This window comes from Sulfuricella sp. (assembly GCF_035531155.1).
Lineage (GTDB): Bacteria > Pseudomonadota > Gammaproteobacteria > Burkholderiales > Sulfuricellaceae > Sulfuricella.
On the sequence record NZ_DATKTK010000020.1, the window covers coordinates 21,376 to 40,664 of the forward strand.

The 19,289-nt window shown below is 58.9% G+C and carries 19 protein-coding genes; 11 read left to right on the plus strand and 8 right to left on the minus strand.

Translation table 11 applies throughout. The annotated features are described in order from the left end of the window. Positions 1-48 precede the first annotated feature (48 nt). The 4 genes from secA to VMV64_RS03985 all read left to right on the plus strand — a co-directional run bounded on the left by secA (position 49) and on the right by VMV64_RS03985 (position 5,869). Positions 49-2,769, plus strand: a complete 2,721-nt coding sequence (secA, locus tag VMV64_RS03970; protein WP_325328657.1) for a preprotein translocase subunit SecA — start codon at positions 49-51, stop codon at positions 2,767-2,769. A 301-nt stretch (positions 2,770-3,070) separates the two neighbouring features. Beyond that, entirely contained in the window at positions 3,071-4,300 is a 1,230-nt protein-coding gene (argJ, locus tag VMV64_RS03975; protein ID WP_325328658.1) for a bifunctional glutamate N-acetyltransferase/amino-acid acetyltransferase ArgJ, read from the plus strand. A gap of 9 nt (positions 4,301-4,309) precedes the next feature. Continuing rightward, the gene (locus VMV64_RS03980) at positions 4,310-5,248 is read left to right on the plus strand and encodes a Nudix family hydrolase (RefSeq protein ID WP_325328659.1); all 939 of its coding nucleotides are present in this window, start codon (positions 4,310-4,312) and stop codon (positions 5,246-5,248) included. 195 nt (positions 5,249-5,443) lie between these two features. Then, positions 5,444-5,869 (plus strand): hypothetical protein, encoded by a 426-nt coding sequence (locus VMV64_RS03985; RefSeq protein ID WP_325328660.1) that lies wholly within the window; start codon positions 5,444-5,446, stop codon positions 5,867-5,869. Between the two features lie 16 nt (positions 5,870-5,885). Here VMV64_RS03985 and VMV64_RS03990 read toward each other — a convergent pair whose 3' ends face one another. The 8 genes from VMV64_RS03990 to VMV64_RS04025 all read right to left on the minus strand — a co-directional run bounded on the left by VMV64_RS03990 (position 5,886) and on the right by VMV64_RS04025 (position 13,852). Beyond that, positions 5,886-6,083, minus strand: a complete 198-nt coding sequence (locus VMV64_RS03990) for a DNA gyrase inhibitor YacG (protein WP_325328661.1) — start codon at positions 6,081-6,083, stop codon at positions 5,886-5,888. A 31-nt stretch (positions 6,084-6,114) separates the two neighbouring features. Beyond that, positions 6,115-6,870 carry a cell division protein ZapD gene (gene zapD / locus VMV64_RS03995; protein WP_325328676.1) on the minus strand — a complete coding sequence of 252 codons (756 nt, stop codon included), beginning with the start codon at positions 6,868-6,870 and terminating at the stop codon, positions 6,115-6,117. 117 nt (positions 6,871-6,987) lie between these two features. Continuing rightward, positions 6,988-7,596, minus strand: a complete 609-nt coding sequence (coaE, locus tag VMV64_RS04000) for a dephospho-CoA kinase (protein ID WP_325328662.1) — start codon at positions 7,594-7,596, stop codon at positions 6,988-6,990. Positions 7,597-7,758: 162 nt separating this feature from the next. Next, positions 7,759-8,613, minus strand: a complete 855-nt coding sequence (locus tag VMV64_RS04005; protein ID WP_325328663.1) for an A24 family peptidase — start codon at positions 8,611-8,613, stop codon at positions 7,759-7,761. Positions 8,614-8,619: 6 nt separating this feature from the next. Then, a complete protein-coding gene (locus VMV64_RS04010; protein WP_325328664.1) occupies positions 8,620-9,843 on the minus strand; it encodes a type II secretion system F family protein in 1,224 nt (407 codons plus the stop codon). A gap of 10 nt (positions 9,844-9,853) precedes the next feature. Next, positions 9,854-11,569, minus strand: coding sequence for a type IV-A pilus assembly ATPase PilB (gene pilB / locus VMV64_RS04015; protein WP_325328665.1), 1,716 nt, complete (start codon positions 11,567-11,569; stop codon positions 9,854-9,856). A 75-nt stretch (positions 11,570-11,644) separates the two neighbouring features. Next, entirely contained in the window at positions 11,645-12,913 is a 1,269-nt protein-coding gene (locus tag VMV64_RS04020) for an HlyC/CorC family transporter (protein ID WP_325328666.1), read from the minus strand. A 111-nt stretch (positions 12,914-13,024) separates the two neighbouring features. Continuing rightward, complete coding sequence (locus VMV64_RS04025) at positions 13,025-13,852, minus strand: cytochrome C assembly family protein (protein WP_325328667.1); 828 nt, start codon at positions 13,850-13,852, stop codon at positions 13,025-13,027. 92 nt (positions 13,853-13,944) lie between these two features. Between VMV64_RS04025 and ffh the strand changes: the two genes are divergently transcribed. From ffh to xerD, 7 genes are all read left to right on the plus strand, one after another. Then, the gene (ffh, locus tag VMV64_RS04030) at positions 13,945-15,288 is read left to right on the plus strand and encodes a signal recognition particle protein (protein ID WP_325328668.1); all 1,344 of its coding nucleotides are present in this window, start codon (positions 13,945-13,947) and stop codon (positions 15,286-15,288) included. Between the two features lie 351 nt (positions 15,289-15,639). Then, positions 15,640-15,882 carry a 30S ribosomal protein S16 gene (gene rpsP, locus VMV64_RS04035; protein WP_325328669.1) on the plus strand — a complete coding sequence of 81 codons (243 nt, stop codon included), beginning with the start codon at positions 15,640-15,642 and terminating at the stop codon, positions 15,880-15,882. A gap of 13 nt (positions 15,883-15,895) precedes the next feature. Then, positions 15,896-16,375 (plus strand): ribosome maturation factor RimM, encoded by a 480-nt coding sequence (gene rimM, locus VMV64_RS04040; protein WP_325328670.1) that lies wholly within the window; start codon positions 15,896-15,898, stop codon positions 16,373-16,375. Continuing rightward, positions 16,372-17,142, plus strand: coding sequence for a tRNA (guanosine(37)-N1)-methyltransferase TrmD (trmD, locus tag VMV64_RS04045; RefSeq protein ID WP_325328671.1), 771 nt, complete (start codon positions 16,372-16,374; stop codon positions 17,140-17,142). Before rimM ends, trmD begins: the two co-directional genes overlap by 4 nt. A gap of 18 nt (positions 17,143-17,160) precedes the next feature. Beyond that, the gene (gene rplS, locus VMV64_RS04050; RefSeq protein WP_325328672.1) at positions 17,161-17,544 is read left to right on the plus strand and encodes a 50S ribosomal protein L19; all 384 of its coding nucleotides are present in this window, start codon (positions 17,161-17,163) and stop codon (positions 17,542-17,544) included. Between the two features lie 152 nt (positions 17,545-17,696). Beyond that, positions 17,697-18,155, plus strand: a complete 459-nt coding sequence (locus tag VMV64_RS04055) for a methylated-DNA--[protein]-cysteine S-methyltransferase (protein WP_325328673.1) — start codon at positions 17,697-17,699, stop codon at positions 18,153-18,155. Then, on the plus strand, positions 18,145-19,047 hold the full coding sequence (gene xerD, locus VMV64_RS04060; protein WP_325328674.1) for a site-specific tyrosine recombinase XerD: 903 nt from the start codon (positions 18,145-18,147) through the stop codon (positions 19,045-19,047). Before VMV64_RS04055 ends, xerD begins: the two co-directional genes overlap by 11 nt. Positions 19,048-19,289 lie beyond the last annotated feature (242 nt).

Consider the following 19,289-nt stretch of genomic DNA (forward strand, 5'->3'; position numbering starts at 1 on the left):
CGCCAGGCACGGCGCTGGCTTTTTGTTTATTTTACTTCCTGAAAATTCATGATATCCCGTCTGGTCAGAAAAATCTTTGGTAGCCGCAACGATCGGCTAATCAAGCAATACACGCAAACGGTACTAGCCATCAACGCGCTGGAACCGAAGATCGCGCCACTGTCCGATGCGGAATTGCGCGCCAAAAGTGATGAATTCAGGCAGCGTTACCAGAATGGGGAGTCCCTGGATGCACTGCTGCCGGAGGCTTTTGCTGTTGTGCGCGAGGCCGGCAAGCGCGTGCTCGAGATGCGCCACTTCGATGTGCAGCTGATCGGCGGCATGGTGCTGCATTACGGCAAGATTGCTGAAATGCGCACCGGCGAGGGCAAAACCCTGGTGTCCACCTTGCCCGCGTATCTCAATGCGCTTTCCGGCAAGGGTGTGCATGTGATTACGGTGAACGACTACCTGGCCAAGCGCGATGCCGAGTGGATGGGCCGCATCCACAATTTCCTCGGACTCACCGTCGGCGTCAACCTGTCGCAGATGGACCACGAAGAAAAACAGGCTGCCTATGCCGCCGACATTACTTACGGGACCAACAACGAATTCGGCTTCGACTACCTGCGCGACAATATGGTGTACCAGCCCACGGAGCGGGTGCAGCGCAGCCTGAATTACGCGATCGTCGACGAGGTGGATTCGATCCTGATCGACGAGGCGCGCACCCCGCTGATCATCTCCGGCCAGGCCGAGGACAACGTCGACCTGTACTACCGCATCAACGATCTGGCGCCGAAACTGGTCAAGCAGGAACAGGAAGATGGGCCGGGCGATTACAGTGTCGATGAAAAGTCGCACCAGGTGCTGCTCAGCGAAGAGGGACACGAGCACGCCGAGCAGATGTTGACGCAGGCCGGCCTGCTGCTGCCCGGCACCAGCCTGTATGATGCCGCCAACATCAGCCTGGTCCATCACCTTTATGCGGCGCTACGCGCCCATGCGCTTTACCACCGCGACCAGCACTATGTGGTGCAGGATGGTGAAGTGGTCATCGTCGACGAATTCACCGGCCGCCTGATGTCCGGACGGCGCTGGTCGGATGGCCTGCATCAGGCGGTGGAAGCGAAGGAAGGCGTGGCGATCCAGAAGGAAAACCAGACGCTGGCCTCGATCACCTTCCAGAATTACTTCCGCATGTATTTGAAGCTCTCCGGCATGACCGGCACGGCCGAAACCGAAGCTTACGAATTCCACCAGATCTATGGGCTGGAAACCGTGGTGATCCCGCCCCATCGACCGATGGTTCGCGAGGACCGGATGGACCAGGTTTTTCGCACCGCCAAGGAAAAATACCAGGCGGTGATCAACGACATCAAGGATTGTCAGGAGCGCGGCCAGCCGGTGCTGGTCGGAACGACCTCGATCGAAACTTCGGAATATATTTCCAATCTGCTGGAGAAAGAAAAACTTGCGCATCAGGTGCTCAACGCCAAGCAGCACGCGCGCGAGGCCGAGATCGTGGCGCAGGCGGGTCGGCCGCAAGCGATTACCATCGCCACCAACATGGCGGGCCGCGGCACGGATATCGTGCTGGGCGGCAGCATCGAAGGCGAATTTGAAAAGATTCGCCACGACGAGAGTCTGAGCGAAGAGGAAAAGATCAAGCGCCACGACGCGATCAAGGGCGAATGGCAACCCGTGCATGACCAGGTTCTGGCTGCGGACGGCCTGCACATCATCGGCACCGAGCGCCACGAGTCGCGTCGCGTCGACAACCAGTTGCGCGGCCGTGCAGGGCGCCAAGGCGATGCCGGCTCAAGCCGTTTCTATCTATCCTTGGAAGATCCACTGCTGCGCATTTTCGCCTCCGACCGCGTGGCGGCGATCATGGATCGCCTGAAAATGCCGGAGGGCGAGGCAATCGAGCATCCTTGGGTGACTCGCGCTATCGAGAATGCCCAGCGCAAGGTGGAGGCGCGCAACTTCGACATCCGCAAGCAGTTGCTGGAGTACGACGATGTCTCCAACGACCAGCGCAAGGTGATCTACGCCCAGCGTAACGAGTTGCTGGAGGCCGCCGACATTTCCGAAACCATCCAGGCGATGCGCGAGGATGTGGTCAACGACCACATCAGCCAGTACATCATGCCGGAAAGCATGGAAGAGCAGTGGGACGTGGCGGGGCTGGAGAAGTCGCTGCACGCCGAATGGCAGCTGGTTCTGCCGCTGCGCGAGTGGCTGGATCAGGAATCCGGTCTGGACGAACATGGCCTGCGCAAACGCATCATCGATGCAGCCAACACTCAGTACCAGCACAAGCTGGAGTCGGTCGGCGTCGAAACCATGCACCACTTCGAACGCGCAGTCATGCTGCAAAGCCTGGACACCCACTGGCGCGAGCATCTCGCGGCGCTGGACCATTTGCGTCAGGGTATCCATCTGCGCGGTTACGCCCAGAAAAATCCGAAGCAGGAATACAAGCGCGAAGCGTTCGAGCTGTTCTCCGACATGCTCGACCGCATCAAGCGCGAAGTCACCCAGATCGTGCTGACTGTGCAGATCCGCAGCGAGGAGGATGTGGAAGCGGTGGAAGCCCAACCGCAACCGTCCAATGTCCAATACCACCATGCCGATTACGACGAGGCGCTAGGCGGGGCTGACGAGGATGCAGAGGGTGAGGAGCATCATCCCTTCGTCCGTGCCGGCGACAAGGTTGGCCGCAACGATCCCTGTCCGTGCGGTTCGGGCCGGAAGTACAAGCAGTGCCATGGCAAGCTCAGCTGATCATTGAGGTTGTGGCAAGACAGAAAGGCCGGCTAGATGCCGGCCTTTCTGTTTCTTCTGCGGGCGTCGGTTAAACCTGGAAAAGCAGTTTATCCACGGATTACCAAAAGTAGGCGCCTCTAGGCGACACGGATGTACACGGATTATCAATGGGTTACATAGAGTGCGTAGCCCACCCTTCGGGTAGCTAGCGGCTCATGCTTAACCATCTGTTTTATCTGTGTTAATCTGTGTTCATCCGTGGATAATAGCGGTTTTTAGGTTAAAATGTCGCAATCGCAATGACCTTTCTGGAAGCGCCATGCCCGTCAATCTCACTCCTCCCAACCCCGATCAACTGCTGCCCGTCAAAGGCATCACCCTCGGCATCGCCGAAGCCGGTATCAAGAAGGCCAATCGCAAGGATTTGCTGGTGATGCGACTGGGCGAGCAGGCCCGGGTGGCAGGGGTGTTCACGCAGAACCGCTTCTGCGCCGCGCCGGTGACCTTGTGCAAGGCGCACCTTGCTGCGGGTAAAGGCATCCGCGCGCTGGTGGTGAACACCGGCAACGCCAACGCCGGCACTGGCGATGAGGGTTTGAATCGCGCCCGGCGGACCTGCGCCGAAGTGGCGAAGCTGCTGGGTTGCGCGGAGGAACAGGTGCTGCCTTTTTCCACCGGCGTGATCCTGGAGCCGCTGCCGGTAGAGAAGATTGTCGCCGGCCTGCCGGCGGCGATTGCCGACCTTAAGGAAAGCAACTGGTTCGACGCTGCACAGGCGATCATGACCACCGACATCGTGTCCAAGGCGGTGTCGAAGCAGATCAGGCTGGGCGCCGCGACGGTCACCCTCACCGGCATCGCCAAGGGCTCCGGCATGATCCATCCCAACATGGCAACCATGCTCGGCTATGTCGCCACCGACGCGGCGCTCAGCCAGCCCCTGCTGGAGGCGCTGGTGCGGCATGCCGCCGATCGTTCCTTCAACTGCATCACGGTGGATGGCGATACTTCCACCAACGATTCCTTCATGCTGATCGCGACCGGCGAGTCCACCGTGCCGGAAATCAGCGATGCGGCAAGCGCTCACTACGCGGCTCTGCGCGATGCCGTCACCGAGGTGGCGCAAGTGCTGGCCCAAGCCATTGTCCGGGACGGCGAGGGTGCGACCAAGTTCATCACCGTCGCCGTCGAGGGTGGGGCCTCGGAAGCGGAATGCCGCCAGGTGGCGTATGCCATCGCACACTCACCCCTGGTCAAGACCGCCTTCTTCGCTTCGGATCCCAATCTGGGGCGGATACTCGCCGCCATCGGCTATGCCGGTATCGCCGATCTGGATGTGGACAGGCTCAAGCTCTATCTGGGCGATGTGCTGGTAGCAGAAAATGGCGGCCGCGCGGCAAGCTATCAGGAGCAGGACGGCCAGCGGGTGATGAAGGAGCCCGAGATCACCGTGCGAGTTCTGCTCGGCCGGGGTTCGTCCGTGGCCACGGTATGGACCTGCGACTTCTCTTATGATTACGTCAAGATCAATGCCGAGTACCGAAGCTAGGGCCTGTCAATGAATAACCCGAACATTCTGGAGGTCGCCGCTGCCGTCGTGCAGCGGCCCGATGGCGAGTTTTTATTGGCAGAGCGCCCGGCTGGCAAACCTTATGCCGGATGGTGGGAATTTCCCGGCGGCAAGATCGAAGCGGGCGAGTCGCCCTACCATGCGCTGGTTCGTGAGCTGCACGAGGAACTGGGGATAGCGGTGGATGTGGCGCATCCTTGGCTGACCCGCGTTTATTCCTACCCCCATGCCACGGTGCGGCTGCATTTCTTTCGCGTGGTGAACTGGCACGGCGAGCCTCACGGCAAGGAAAACCAGCGCCTTTCCTGGCAATATCCCGATGCGGTGACCGTAACGCCGCTATTGCCGGCCAATGGACCGGTTCTGCGCTCGCTCAATTTACCCCCGGTGTGTGCGATTACTCATGCCGCCGAGCTTGGCGTTGGGGTGTTTCTGGAGCGGTTGCAGGTTGCGCTGCAGCAGGGGGTCAAACTGATCCAGGTGCGGGAGAAAGCCATGGAAGCGGCGGCATTGCGCGCTTTCGCCGCCGAGGTGGTGCGGCGGGCGCATTCTCACGGCGCGCGCGTGGTGATCAACGGCGATGCGATCCTGGCCCGGGAGGTTGGGGCGGATGGGGTGCAACTGAATTCGGCACAGCTGATGGCGTTGACGGCCCGGCCGGAAATGGAGTTGGTGAGCGCTTCCTGCCATGACAGACGAGAGCTGGATAGGGCTGTCGAACTGGAGCTGGATTTTGCGTTGCTGTCGCCGGTGTTGCCGACCTTGAGCCATCCTGGAGCGCCGGTTCTGGGCTGGGAGGGTTTTGCGCGCTTGGCAAAGGATTTGCCGATGCCGGTCTATGCGCTGGGCGGGATATCCCGCGCAGACCAGGACGAAGCGTGGCGGCATGGCGCTCATGGAATCGCCATGTTGCGTGGGGCATGGTAGACGATGATTGCTTGAACCTTAAAAACTCAATTGAACCGCAGAGACGCAGAGGCGCCGAGGAAAAACGATGAGTTATAGCATTGTGCGACCTCACCCATTTGGAGAGGCAAAAAATTGCTGCACCCCATTTATTTCTCTGCGTCTCTGCGCCTCTGCGGTTAAGCAATTGCCGTTTTTAGGATGAATGGAATGAACATGAAAAAAATCTGGCCTTTCCTGCTATTGCTCCTGCCGGTGCTGCTGGCATTGGGCTTGCCCCGCTTTATTGGCGGCGATGTCGGCGGGCCGATATTAACGGCGCACTGCCCAGACCTGGTTCAAGGTTGCCAAGTGCCGTTCGGGGAGAGGAGGGTGGAAGTCAGATTCCTGTCCGCCCCAACACCGCTCAAGCGGTTCGATCTGGTGGTGAAGGCGCCCGATGCCGGGCAGGTCGCCGCCGATTTCTCCATGCAGGGCATGGACATGGGGCCAAATCGTTACGTGTTGCAACGTACGGCCGACGGGGCATGGCATGGAAAGATCGTATTGCCGGTATGTGTTAGCGGCACCAGCAATTGGACCATGACGCTGGAACTGGATGGCGTAAAGCGGCAAATCCCCTTTGTCGCGATCAAGCAGTAGGGTTTAGCCCATTGGGCTAGTTGAGATCCTCGCCCTTTTCCGTCTCTTCCTCGGCTAGCGGGATACGATAGTCCTCCTTTGCCCACTGACCGAGGTCTATCAGCTTGCAGCGCTCCGAGCAGAAAGGGCGGAATGGATTTTCCGGGCTGAAGGGCGCGGGATTGCCACAGATCGGGCAGGGGACGGAGGGTGGGGGCTTGGCAGGGGTAGTCATGTGCGGTAATACCAAGTATTGATTGCCTGGCTTAAAGATTGCAAAGGGTCAGATCAAATTCGACATCGGTGTCGCATCCCCGTGGTTTCTGGGTGCCGCCCAGAGCGGTGAAGCGGATGTTGATCGCGTATTTGTTGGCACTGATTTCGGGGAAGCAGGGCAAGTTGCGTGCGACCGAGATGCGCAGCATTTGTGCCACCCTGCCGCTCAGCATCTGTTGAAATGCGCCTTGCTGTGCGGTGTGGTGGCTGGACTTGCCGCTGTCGCGCAGCATGCGCAGGATGATCCTCAATCCATCCCGGATCGGCAGCATCGGCGCCAGCCATTCCGTCAGAATCTGACGGCGCAGATTTTCATCCTGGTTTAGCCAGAAATGATAGGAGGGCAGGTCGAATTCGCATACCCCGCCGGGGATGGAAGTGCGCTGCTTGATGCCCATCAGCCACTCATTCTCGCGCAGGTGCTGGCCGACCTTGCCAGGCAGGCTGTGCAGACGGCCGGCGACAGTGTCGATATCGCGCAGCACCTCATTCAAGGCTTCTTCCGAAATGGCGGGATTGTTGCGCAGGGCTTCCAGGGTTTGCTTCTGTCGCTCCAGTTCCTGGAGCAGGTCGGATTTCAGATCGGCACGGCAGGAAACTTCCAGAATTTCGAACACAACCAACAGTGCGGCGTGGTGATCCATTTGATGCGACTGGGAGGAAAAGTAATGTGCTTTGGCATAGAGATCCTCCAATCGCAGGAGAGTGCGAATCCGCTCATTAAGAGGGTGGTCGTAGGTGATCACTGTCGGGTCTGGAATCGGCAAAGTTCAATTCTGCCGAATTATAAGCGATATGACAATAACTTGTATTAACATAATTACATGAAACTTTGAATTATTTCGATTTTTAGTGAAGCGGCTTCAGGCCTGCCGCCGTAATGCCAGTGCCAAGTAATGCTGATGCAGTTCATTGACATGCTCTTCGAGATCTGCGTGGTTACCCCGGTTGGACAGGATATCATCGGCTTGTTTGATGCGCTCCGCGCGAGGAGCCTGGTGAGCCATGACGGTACGCACATCTTCGGCGGAAAGCTTGCTGCGGGACATGGTTCGGGAGATTTGCTGATTTTCATCGCAATCGACTACCAGTACCCTGTCAACCAGATCGCGGTACGCACCGGTCTCAAAAAACAGCGGGATTACCAGCACCAGATAGGGCCCCTGCGCCTCAGCCATTTCCGAGACGACCTGCTGTTTGATCAGAGGGTGGAGTAGCGTTTCCAGTTTTTCCTTGGCAGCATGATCGGAAAACACCCGGTTGCGCAACCTGGCACGGTCGAGGTTTCCATCCGGTAACTGGTAGCTGGAGCCGAACTGCTCGATGATGGCGGCAAGGGTCGGGGCACCTCTTGCTGTCAGGCGATGCGCGATTTCATCGGTGTCGATGACGGCGGCGCCCAAGGCGGCAAAAATTCTGGCGACGCTGCTTTTGCCGCAGCCGATGCCGCCGGTGAGGCCGATCACCAGCATCGCCTAAGCCGGCAGAGCCGGAACCCAAATGGAGTGATGAGTAATGGGGGATGAGTGATGATCGAAGGTTTTCATTACCCATTCCTCATCACCCATTACCGTATGGCTCATTTCAACCCTAAATTCTTGTCGGATTTCGACATCATTTTTTCAGTAAGAGACTTAAAGCCCGAGATAAGCCTGGGTGATTTGCTTTCCCCACAGCAGGGCGATCAGGCCGCCACCCGCGAGGTAGGGGCCGAAGGGGATCGGAATCTGGCGGCCATGGCCGGCGAACAGGATCAGTGAAAGGCCGACCACCGCACCGACCAGCGAAGAAAGCAGGATGACCAGCGGCAGCATCTGCCAGCCCAGCCATGCGCCGATCGCGGCAAGCAGCTTGAAATCACCGTAGCCCATGCCTTCCTTTTTTGTAACCAGCTTGAACAGCCAGTAAACGCACCAGAGCGTCAGGTAGCCCGCCACCGCCCCGACCAAGGCGGAGTCCAGGCCGGTGAAGAAGACGTTGAGATTCAGCAACAGACCGAGCCAGATCAGGGGTTGGGTGATGCTGTCCGGGAGCAACTGGGTGTCGAAGTCGATGAAGGTCAGTGCGATCAGTGCCCAGGCGAATAGCAGGGCGGCCAGGGCGGCCGGCCCAAAGCCGAAATGCCAGGCGACGTATCCGCTGATGATGCCGGTAAGGGCTTCGACGATGGGGTAACGCGGGCTGATCGGGGTCTTGCAGTGCGCGCAACGGCCACGCAAGATCAGCCAGGAAATCACCGGAATGTTTTCCCATGCCGAAATCATGTGACCGCAGGTCGGGCAGGCCGAGCGAGGAATAACCAGGTTGTAGGGTGCGGCGGGCGGGGCTCCTTCTCCGTCCATGGTGGTGCATTGCTCGCGCCACTCGCGCTCCATCATCCTGGGCATCCGATGGATGACGACATTCAAGAAGCTGCCGATCATCAGGCCGAGGAGTGCGGCCCCACCGACGTACAGCGCAGGGGAGGATTGCAGGGGTTCGAAGATCATTTGTTTTTAAACGACCTGGCCCATCTTGAAGATCGGCAGATACATGGCGACGACCAGGCCGCCGATCAGCGTGCCCAGAACCACCATGATCATCGGCTCCATCAGGCTGGCAAGCGCGTCCACGGAGTCGTCCACTTCGGCTTCGTAAAAATCGGCCACCTTGGAGAGCATGGCATCCAAGGCGCCGGACTCCTCACCGATGGAGACCATTTGCAGCACCATATTGGGAAACAGATCGGTGTTCTGCATCGCCATGGTCAGGCTGGTGCCTGTGCTGACTTCGCTCTGGATTTTTTTCGTGGCGTCCAAATACAAGGCGTTGCCGGCAGCGCCGCCGACCGAGTCCAGTGCCTCGACCAGCGGTACGCCGGCGGCAAACATGGTGGATAGGGTACGAGTCCAGCGCGCGATAGTGGCTTTTTCGATCACCGCGCCGAAAACAGGCAGCTGGAGAGACAAGCGATCCATGAAATACTGCATCTTTTTCGAGCGTTTCCAGGTGTAGAAAAAGAACTGGAGACTGCCCCAGATTACACCGAAAATCGCCCACCAGTAGGCAACGAAAAAGTCGGATATGGCCATCACCACCAGAGTCGGAGCGGGCAGGTCGGCGCCGAAATTGGTGAACAGTTCCTTGAACGCCGGCACCACGAAGATCATGATGATTGCCGTGATGACGAAAGCCACAACAAGGATGGATATCGGGTAGAACAGCGCGGATTTGATCTTGCCTTTGATGGCGAGGATCTTTTCCTTGTAGGTCGCGAGGCGATCCAGCACCGTGTCGATGATGCCGGCCTGTTCGCCAGCATTGACCAGGTTGCAGTACAGCGCGTCGAAATACAAAGGGTATTTGCGGAATGCCTGGCTCATGCTGCTACCGGTTTCGATATCGGCCTTGATGTTGCCAAGCAGCCGCGATACGGATGGGTTGCTGTGCCCTTTGCCGACAATGTCGAAGGCCTGGAGCAGCGGCACACCCGCCTTCATCATGACGGCCAACTGCCGTGTGAACAGGGAGATGTCTTTTTCAGTGACTTTCTTGCCTTTTTTGAAGCCGCCTTGTTTTTTAACCTTGAGAACGGTGATGCCTTGGCGCCGCAGCATGGTATGGACTACCGCCGCGCCCGGTGCGCTCATATCGCCCTTTACGGTTTTGCCTTTTTTGTCCGTACCCTCCCAAGCGAAGAGAAGGTCTTTCACTGCTGCCCTTTTTTTTGCGACTTCCATGCTTATCCCTTTACTCGTTGGTGACGGCTTCGATTTCTTCCAGCGTTGTCAGTCCGGCCTTCACCTTGAGCAGGCCGGATTGACGCAGATCACGTACGCCTTCGCGTTTTGCCTGGTCGGCGATGTCATGCGCGGTGCCGTTTTTCATGATGATACGGCTCATTTCGTCGCTGATCGGCATGACTTGGTAGATGCCGACTCGCCCCTTGTAACCGGTGCCCTTGCAGATTTCGCAACCGACATGGCCATAAGGCTGCCAGTTGCCGTCGAGATCTTCTTCGGTATAGCCTGCGCGCAATAGTGCCTCCCTGGGAATGTCGATGGGCTGTTTGCACTTGCAGAGGCGCCGCGCCAGACGCTGTGCGGTAATCAGGATTACTGCAGAGGCGATGTTGAAAGGGGCGACTCCCATGTTCATCAGGCGGGTCAAGGTGCCGGGCGCATCGTTGGTGTGCAGGGTGGACAGGACCATGTGGCCGGTTTGCGCTGCCTTGATCGAGATGTCAGCAGTTTCCAGATCGCGGATCTCGCCCACCATGATGACATCCGGATCCTGGCGCAGGAAGGACTTGAGTGCTGCAGCGAAAGTCAGTCCGGCCTTGTCGTTGACGTTGACCTGGTTGACGCCGGGAAGGTTGATCTCGGCAGGGTCTTCCGCGGTGGAGATGTTAACGCCCGGTTCGTTCAGGATATTCAGGCAGGTATACAGCGATACGGTTTTGCCGCTACCGGTCGGCCCGGTCACCAGCACCATGCCATAGGGACGGCGGACGGCGTTGAGCAGGAGTTCTTTCTGGCCCGGCTCGTAGCCCAATGCGTCAACTCCCAGCGTGGCGATGGTCGGGTCGAGAATCCGCATCACGATTTTCTCGCCGTACAGAGTAGGCAGGGTGCTGACGCGGAAATCGATGGCGCGGTTTTTGGACAGCACCAGTTTCATGCGGCCGTCCTGGGGCACCCGTTTCTCCGAAATATCGAGCTTGGAGATCACCTTGATGCGGGAGGAGAGTTTATCCTTGATCGCCAGGGGAGGTTGCGCTGCTTCATAGAGGATGCCGTCGAGGCGGTAGCGGATACGGTAGTATTTTTCGTAGGGTTCGAAGTGGATATCGGATACCCCGGCATTGATCGCGTCCAGCAGGATTTTCTGGAGAAAACGGACGACTGGGGCGTCATCTATTTCTGCGCTGGCGCTCTCATCTTTCTGCGCCAGTGCTTCATCGTCGGTGAATTCGAGGTTGATGTCTTCGCCGGCTAGATTCTGTAGTGTAGTGTCGGTGGCCTCGGCAATTTTTTCTATCAGTATGCCGAGCTTGTCGTCCTCCACCACCACCGGTTCAACCGTGAGGCTGGTTTTGAAACGTACATCATCCAGGGCGCGCAGGTTGGCTGGATCGGAGGTGGCGATGAACAGGCGATTGCCGCGCTTTTGCAGGGCCAGAACGCGCCGGCTTCTGATCAGCTTGGCATCGAGCACGTCATTGGGCAGGTGATTCACATCGATGGCAGCCAGGTCCAGCAGAGGGAACCCGAATGTCCGCGCAGCAAATTCTGCAACTTCCAGAGAGCTCATTTTTTTGCTTTGTACCAACTGGGCGACAAAGCCGGTCTCATTGGCGCCGGCCTGGGACTGAATGGCTTCGGCATCGGCCTCCAGCAGGCGTCCGCTTTGTACCAGTGCGTTGGCCAGTCCGCTGAGCTTGGTCGAAGTTGTTGCAGCTGCCATCTGGGGTTGTCCGTTTAAGGATTAAAAACAGGCCAATAATGCACTTGGCAAATTTTTTTGTAAAGGCGGCGGAGTCTATTCCGAGGCGGATAAAAGCGGGAAAATACGTACGACTTTGACGATGCGATCCTGAGTCTGGACGATTTCCAGTGTATGCCCGTCAATTTTAAAGCTGGTGCCCGCTTCCGGGATATCCTCGAAATGCTCGAGAATCAGGCCGTTCAGGGTTTTAGGGCCATCCAGCGGTAAATTGAGCTTGAGCTTGCGATTCAGGTCACGCAGAGAGCAGCCGCCATCGACCAGCCAGCTGCCATCGTCCTGCGGGTAGATGCCACCGTGGGCAGTAGGGCGCGAGGCGAATTCACCGACGATTTCTTCCAGAATGTCCTCCAGGCTCACCAGCCCGAGCAATTCGCCATACTCGTCCACCACCAGGCCGATATGGTGGCGATTTTCCTGGAAGTGCTGCAGTTGGGAAAAAAGCGAGGTTCCTGCCGGGATGAAATAAGGTTCGCGGACAATCTCTTGCAGCATTTCGGTGTTGATCTCGTTGTTGCGAACCTGGTGCAGGACATGGCGGATATGAATCACGCCGACGATATTGTCCAGCCTCCCTCGGTACACAGGTAACCGTGTGTGGTGGCTGGTCGCTAGCTGTTCGCGGATCATTTCTTCGGGCGCATCGAGGTCGATCGCTTCGATCTGGTTGCGCGGGATCATGACATCGTCCACGCTGACGTTTTCCAGCTCGAACAGGTTGAGGAATATGCTTTGGTGCTTGGGCGGAATGTAATGGCCCGCTTCCAGCACCAGCGTGCGCAGCTCCTCCATGTTGAGGGCGGTGGTGACGGAGGAGGGGGTCAGGTGCAGCAGCCAGAGCAGGGAACGAACGAACAGGTTGACGAACCAGACCACTGGATAAAATAGCTTGAGCAAAGGCGCGAGGATGTAACTCGCGGGTATCGCAATGCGCTCTGGATAGGCGGCTGCAAGCACCTTGGGGGTGATTTCGCTGAACACCAGTATCAGGAAGGTGACGGACAGGGTGCCGATGGTGAGTGCGAATTCGCTCTCGCCCATCAGGCGGACAGTGATCACGGTGACCAGTGCGGCGGCGGCGGCGTTGAGGAGGTTGTTGCCAAGCAGGATTACGCCGAGGAGTTTGTCGGTTTTTTCGAGCAGTTGCATGGTCAGCTTGGCGCCGCGGTGGCCGCGTTTGGCCATGTGCTTTAGCCGGTAACGGTTGAGCGCCATCATGCTGATTTCAGCGATGGAAAAGAAGCCGGAACCGATCAGCAACAGCAGCAGCGTGACAAGCAGCAGGCTGGTTGAGATGTCATCCAAGATAGAGAACCTTAAAAAGCGTGATGGGTGATGGGTGATAGGTGATGGGTAAATCGGCGACGGTATTGCTTTTGACTTTTCTCATCACCCATCACTCATCCCCAAATTGGGTCAGCGTTGCAGAATCACTTCCAGCACGAACTTGCTGCCGAGATAGGCCAGCAGCAGCATCGCAAACCCGGCGAGCGTCCAGAGGATGGCGGTGCGACCGCGCCAGCCGTAAATTTGCCGCCCCCCCAGCAGGGCTGCGTAAATACCCCAGGAAAGCAGCGCGAACAGCGACTTGTGGCTGAACTGCAGGGGTTTGTGGAAGAGTTCCTCGGAGAACATCACGCCGCTCAGGATAGACAGGGTGAGCAGGACGAATCCCACCGTGATGATGCGAAAAAGCAGCGATTCCATCGCCAGCAAGGGCGGCAATTTCCCCAGGATGCGCGACAGGGCGTGGCCGTGCAGACGGCGTTCCGCCAAGGCCATCAGCACCGCGTGCACTGCCGCGATAGTGAACAGGCTGTAGGCGAGCAGCGAAATCAGCAAGTGCACCTTGAAAAGCGGTAGCTCGGTATGGGCGATGGCGTGCGCTTCCGGAAAAACCAGCGGCAGTAGCAGGCAGATTGCAGCGCCGGGCAATACCAGCGTTTGCAGGCCTTCCATGTTGTAACGGAAGCTGGCGAGCCAGTAGACCAGTACGGTGAGCCAGGAGATCGCCGATACCGTATTGCCGATGCCGAGGTTCAGGCCTGCGCCGGGAAACAGGGAGGGGTAAAGCAGTGCGCCATGCAGCGCGAGTGGCACCAGTATGGCGAGACGCCCGACCGCCGAGGTTTCGGCAGCGTGTTGCGCTATTTCCGGGTCGGCGGGGCGCCAGACCGAGCGCCAGAAAAGCAGACCGAGCGCGCTGTAAAGCAGAAAGGCGAGGAAATGGAGTGAACCGCTCATTGTGTTGTAAACTTGTCGGCGTATTGTTTCTCTAAACACCAAGTCTACACTATCCAAATTCGGATTAACATTCAGCAGGACATTTTGCCTCCATGTTCGACAATCTCACCAATCGCCTTTCTGGCGTAATCAAAACCCTGCGCGGCCAGGGCCGCCTGACAGAAGCCAACATTCAGGACGCCCTGCGCGAGGTGCGCATGGCTCTGCTCGAAGCGGACGTCGCCTTGCCGGTGGTGAAGGATTTCATCGCCCACGTCAAGGAGCGTGCACAGGGCCAGGAGGTGCTGGCCAGCCTGACGCCGGGCCAGGCCGTGATCGGCATCGTCCATCAGGAAATGACCAAGCTGATGGGGGGGCAGAACGCCGCGCTCAACTTCGTGACGCAACCGCCTGCGGTGATCCTGATGGCGGGTCTGCAGGGTGCGGGCAAGACCACCACCTCGGCCAAGCTGGCCAAATACCTGCGCGAGCAGATGAAGAAAAAAGTGCTGCTGGCGAGTTGCGACGTTTACCGCCCGGCGGCGATGGAGCAGTTGCGTGCCTTGGCGCAGCAGATTGATACGGATTACTTTCCCGCCGAGGCGGGTCAGAGCCCGGAGCAGATCGCGCTGGCGGCGCGGGATTACGCCGACAAGCATTTTCACGATGTGCTGATCATCGACACCGCGGGTCGCCTGGCGATAGACGAAGCCATGATGGCCGAGATCCAGCGCCTGCATGAAGTGCTCAAGCCGATCGAAACCCTGTTTGTGGTCGACGCCATGCAGGGTCAGGACGCGGTCAATACCGCCAAGGCTTTCAGCGAGGCGTTACCGCTGACCGGCGTGGTGCTCACCAAGCTCGACGGCGATGCGCGCGGTGGCGCGGCGCTGTCGGTGCGCCAGGTCACCGGCAAGCCGATCAAGTTCGCCGGCGTCGGCGAGAAAGTTGGCGGCCTCGAAGCCTTCCATCCGGAGCGCATGGCGTCGCGCATCCTCGGCATGGGCGATGTATTGTCCCTGATTGAGGAAGCCCAGCGCGGCGTCGACCAGGAAGAAGCGGTCAAGCTGGCAAAGAAAATCAAGTCCGGCAAGAATTTCGATCTCGAAGATTTCAAGGCGCAGCTGCAACAAATGAAAAAAATGGGCGGTGTCGCCGCCCTGATGGACAAGTTGCCGGCACAGATGGGGCAGGCAGCGGCGGGCATGGCGGACGACAAGTCGATCAATCGTATCGAGGGCATCATCAACTCGATGACCCCGGGAGAGCGCCGCAATCCGGCACTCCTCAAGGCTGCGCGCAAGCGCCGCATCGCCGCTGGCGCCGGGGTGCAGGTGCAGGAGGTGAACCGTTTGCTGAACCAGTTCGAGCAAACCCAGAAAATGATGAAGATGGTCGCCAAGGGCGGGATGGCGAAGATGATGAGAGGCATGAAAGGCATGTTGCCCGGCATGTAGAGCTTGTCCGTAACTAATTCAGCCCCGCGCCGGGGTCGATTTGAGATGCAGCCCGCGAAGCAAGACGCGCGGTTGTGTCATTCACAACAAGCGGCTTGCGACAAAGGGGGGCGCTCAAATCGGCCCCGGCCCGGGGTTGCTGCGTATCCGCGCGTCTGCTGCGTTGCGAGCCTTGCCCAATGAATGACATTGGGCGGCGCCTCGCGTCTTGCATCCATCGCGGATACGCAGCAACGCGGGGCTGAATTAGTTACGGACAAGCTCTCAAATAATGTTTCTTGCTTTTATTCCAAAACTTAGCGTAAAATTGCCGGCTTTTTAGACCGAATTTTTGAAGGGTGACATTTAATTATGGTTGTGATTCGACTTGCCCGTGGTGGTGCCAAGAAGCGCCCGTTTTTCAACGTAGTCGTGGCTGATTCCCGTAATCGCCGTGACGGCAGGTTCATTGAGCGCGTGGGTTTCTACAACCCGGTTGCGCGTGAAGGTCAGGAGGCTGTGCGCCTCGACAACGAGCGTATCAGCTACTGGCAGGGGCACGGCGCGTTGCTGTCCGACGCTGTGGCCAAACTCGTCAAGCGTGCCGCGGTCTAAAAATCTGGTGGTAATGGGGCGCATCGCCGCCCCATTCGGTGTCCTCGGCTGGGTCAAGGTGCAACCGTTTACCGAAGAAATCGGCGGGCTGCTGGATTTTCCGGTCTGGAATCTTGGGCGAGGTGAGCAGTGGCGCGAAGTCAATGTTCTGGAGACGGAGGCCCACCACAAGACCCTGGTTGCCAGGCTGGACGGGTGTAATGACCGCGATGCCGCGGCGGCGCTGAAGGGCCTTGAAGTCGCAGTGCCGCGCGAAGCGCTGCCGGAAGCGGCGGAAAATGAATATTACTGGTCCGATCTGATCGGGCTGGAAGTGGTGAATGTTCAGGGTGAAGGGCTGGGCAAGGTGGCGGATATTCTGGAAACCGGCGCGAACGACGTGCTAGTGGTAGAGGGGGAGCGCGAAAGGCTGCTCCCGTTTACCGCTCAGGTCATCCTCAAAGTCGACTTGGCGGCGGGACGGATCAACGTGGACTGGGGCGCGGATTATTGAATTTCGACGTCATCACCTTGTTCCCGCCGATGTTCGACGCGCTTGCCAAACACGGCATCACGCGGCGCGCGCTGGAGCAGGAGCGTTTCCAGCTGCAGTTGTGGAATCCGCGCGATTTCACTGAGGACAACTATCGTACGGTGGATGATCGCCCCTACGGAGGCGGGCCAGGCATGGTGATGCTGGCCGAGCCGCTGGAAAAGGCGATCCTGGCCGCGAAAGAGCGGCAGAGGCAGGCCGGTGTGGCGAATCCGAGGGTGATTCATCTTTCACCCCAAGGCAAGGTGCTTACCCATCAGCGGGTGATGGAGCTGACCCGGGAGCCCGGTTTGGTGCTGCTGGCGAGCCGTTACGAAGGCGTAGACGAGCGCTTGTTGCGCCATCAGGTAGATGAGGAAATCTCGATCGGTGACTACGTACTGTCCGGCGGGGAACTGGCGGCGATGGTGCTGATCGACGCCATCGTCAGGCAGTTACCGGGCGTACTCGGCGATGCCGAATCGGCAGTGCAGGATTCATTCGTGGACGGGCTGCTGGATTGTCCCCACTATACCCGCCCCGAGGTTTATCAGGGCGAGGCGGTGCCGGAAGTGCTGATGTCCGGGCACCACGCAGAAATTCAACGCTGGCGGTTAAAGCAGGCGTTGGGCAGGACCTGGTTGAGGCGACCGGATTTATTGGCCGCCCGTCAGTTGACAAAAGAGGAATCCGGGCTGCTGGCTGCATTTAAAGCAGAAAACCAGCAGGAACAGGAATCCAATAAATAACGAAGCAAGGAGTTTTAAATGGATATCATCAAGCAGCTGGAACTGGAAGAAATCGCCCGCCTGGGCAAAACCATCCCGGATTTCGCCCCGGGCGACACGGTGATCGTCGGCGTCAACGTCGTGGAAGGTACCCGCAAGCGGGTGCAGGTTTTTGAAGGTGTGGTGATCGCCAAGCGCAACAGGGGCCTCAACTCCGCATTCATCGTCCGCAAAATTTCCAACGGCGAAGGCGTGGAGCGTACCTTCCAGACCCACTCCCCGCTGATTGCCAGCATCGAGGTGAAGCGCCGCGGCGACGTGCGCCGCGCCAAGCTGTACTATCTGCGTGAGCGTTCCGGCAAATCTGCACGTATCAAGGAAAAGCTGGTCGCCCGTACTCAGTCGGCGAAGTCGGCACAGTAAGCCTATACGCTGTAGTCCAAAGGCCACGAAGGCATTGCCTTCGTGGCCTTTGTTATTTTGATCGGCTAGAATGACGTTATGCGCAATCTGGTCATGCTGTTCCCCCTTTTTTTCCTGTTCATCAGCGCCGTCTGCGGCGGGGTTGTGAAGTAATGGCTTACCAGGCGAGATTCCCTGCGCTGTTTGCGGTGCTCGGCATCAAGACCGATGGCACGGCACTGACCGCCCTTGATTTTCTGCCGCTTGGAACCCCGGTTCTGGAACCGCAGGATGCTGTTTCCAGACAGGTTTGCACACAGTTGCAGGCCTATCTCGCCGATCCCCTTTTTCGCTTCGACCTGCCTCTCGCGTTGCACGGCACCGCGTTCCAATCCAAGGTATGGCAGGCGCTGCGGCAGATTCCGAGCGGTTCGACGCAAAGCTACGGCGAGTTGGCCAAGCTGCTCCACTCCGCGCCGCGCGCGGTGGGGCAAGCCTGCGGCGCCAATCCCATTCCCGTGATCATCCCCTGCCACCGTGTGCTGGCGCGAGACGGTCTGGGCGGGTTCATGAACAGCACCGGCGGCGATTCGCTGGCGATCAAACGTTGGCTGTTACAGCATGAGCGCTGACAATCAAAGCCTGCTTGACGAGTTCTGCGATGCGCTGTGGCTGGAGGACGGCCTGGCGCGCAACACCCTGGAAAGCTACCGGCGCGATTTGCAGCAGTTCGCCGCGTGGCTAAAGGAAAAATGCGGCAAGGGGCTGCCCGATGCCGGTCATGCCGAGCTGGAAGGTTATCTGTCGCACCAGTACAACGTCGCTAAGACCAGCGCCAGCACGGCCAGTCGCGAACTTTCCAGTCTCAGGCGGTTTTACCGCTACTTGTTGTGCCAGGGCCGGCTCGATGCCGACCCGACGCTCAACATCTCTTCGCCGAAGCAGGTCAGGGCTCTGCCGAAAAGTCTGACCGAAGCCGACGTCGAGGCGCTGCTGAATATCCCGGATACCCCAGATCCGCTCGGGCTGCGCGATAAGGCCATGCTGGAAACACTCTATGCCACAGGCTTGCGGGTGTCCGAGCTGGTGGCGATGAAAGTGATGGAAGCGAGCCTGGACATGGGGGTGGTGCGGGTCATGGGCAAAGGCGGCAAGGAAAGGCTGGTGCCGCTGGGCGAGGAGGCGATCGCCTGGATCAAGCGCTACTTGGCCGAGGCGCGGCCATCGCTGCTTGACGGCAGACCGAGCGATGCGCTGTTCGTCACCGCGCGCGGCAAGGCCATGACGCGCCAAGGTTTTTGGTATCTGATCAAGCGCCGCGCCGTCGCGGGCGGTGTTGGCAAACCCTTGTCGCCGCACACGCTGCGCCACGCTTTCGCCACCCACCTGCTCAACCACGGCGCCGATTTGCGCGTGGTGCAAATGCTGCTGGGGCACGCCGACATTTCCACTACCCAGATCTATACGCACGTGGCGCGCGAGCGGCTGAAGCAGCTGCACGCCATGCATCACCCGCGCGGTTAAGAAGCTGTCTCAATCAATATCATGGGTGCGACTATGGCATTTGGCCCTCCGGCGCGACATAGCCGGAGGGCCAAATGCCGACGTCCCGAAGGGTTGCTGCCAGAAAGCCCGGCAGCGTCAGCCCTCCCCTCAATCCCCTCCCGCACGCGGGAGGGGAGGCGATCGCCCCTTCCCCCGCCCGCGGGGGAAGGTTGGGATGGGGGTTGGCGCTACTTGGCATCGTAGACCCAGCTACGACCTGC

Excerpts from the sequence above, each read along its gene's own strand:
- secA (WP_325328657.1), top strand. The coding sequence starts at position 49 with ATGATATCCCGTCTGGTCAGAAAAATCTTTGGTAGCCGCAACGATCGG.
- argJ (WP_325328658.1), top strand. The coding sequence starts at position 3,071 with ATGCCCGTCAATCTCACTCCTCCCAACCCCGATCAACTGCTGCCCGTC.
- VMV64_RS03980 (WP_325328659.1), top strand. The coding sequence starts at position 4,310 with ATGAATAACCCGAACATTCTGGAGGTCGCCGCTGCCGTCGTGCAGCGG.
- VMV64_RS03985 (WP_325328660.1), top strand. The coding sequence starts at position 5,444 with ATGAAAAAAATCTGGCCTTTCCTGCTATTGCTCCTGCCGGTGCTGCTG.
- VMV64_RS03990 (WP_325328661.1), bottom strand. The coding sequence starts at position 6,083 with ATGACTACCCCTGCCAAGCCCCCACCCTCCGTCCCCTGCCCGATCTGT.
- coaE (WP_325328662.1), bottom strand. The coding sequence starts at position 7,596 with ATGCTGGTGATCGGCCTCACCGGCGGCATCGGCTGCGGCAAAAGCAGC.
- VMV64_RS04005 (WP_325328663.1), bottom strand. The coding sequence starts at position 8,613 with ATGATCTTCGAACCCCTGCAATCCTCCCCTGCGCTGTACGTCGGTGGG.
- VMV64_RS04010 (WP_325328664.1), bottom strand. The coding sequence starts at position 9,843 with ATGGAAGTCGCAAAAAAAAGGGCAGCAGTGAAAGACCTTCTCTTCGCT.
- pilB (WP_325328665.1), bottom strand. The coding sequence starts at position 11,569 with ATGGCAGCTGCAACAACTTCGACCAAGCTCAGCGGACTGGCCAACGCA.
- VMV64_RS04025 (WP_325328667.1), bottom strand. The coding sequence starts at position 13,852 with ATGAGCGGTTCACTCCATTTCCTCGCCTTTCTGCTTTACAGCGCGCTC.
- ffh (WP_325328668.1), top strand. The coding sequence starts at position 13,945 with ATGTTCGACAATCTCACCAATCGCCTTTCTGGCGTAATCAAAACCCTG.
- rpsP (WP_325328669.1), top strand. The coding sequence starts at position 15,640 with ATGGTTGTGATTCGACTTGCCCGTGGTGGTGCCAAGAAGCGCCCGTTT.
- rimM (WP_325328670.1), top strand. The coding sequence starts at position 15,896 with ATGGGGCGCATCGCCGCCCCATTCGGTGTCCTCGGCTGGGTCAAGGTG.
- rplS (WP_325328672.1), top strand. The coding sequence starts at position 17,161 with ATGGATATCATCAAGCAGCTGGAACTGGAAGAAATCGCCCGCCTGGGC.
- VMV64_RS04055 (WP_325328673.1), top strand. The coding sequence starts at position 17,697 with ATGGCTTACCAGGCGAGATTCCCTGCGCTGTTTGCGGTGCTCGGCATC.
- xerD (WP_325328674.1), top strand. The coding sequence starts at position 18,145 with ATGAGCGCTGACAATCAAAGCCTGCTTGACGAGTTCTGCGATGCGCTG.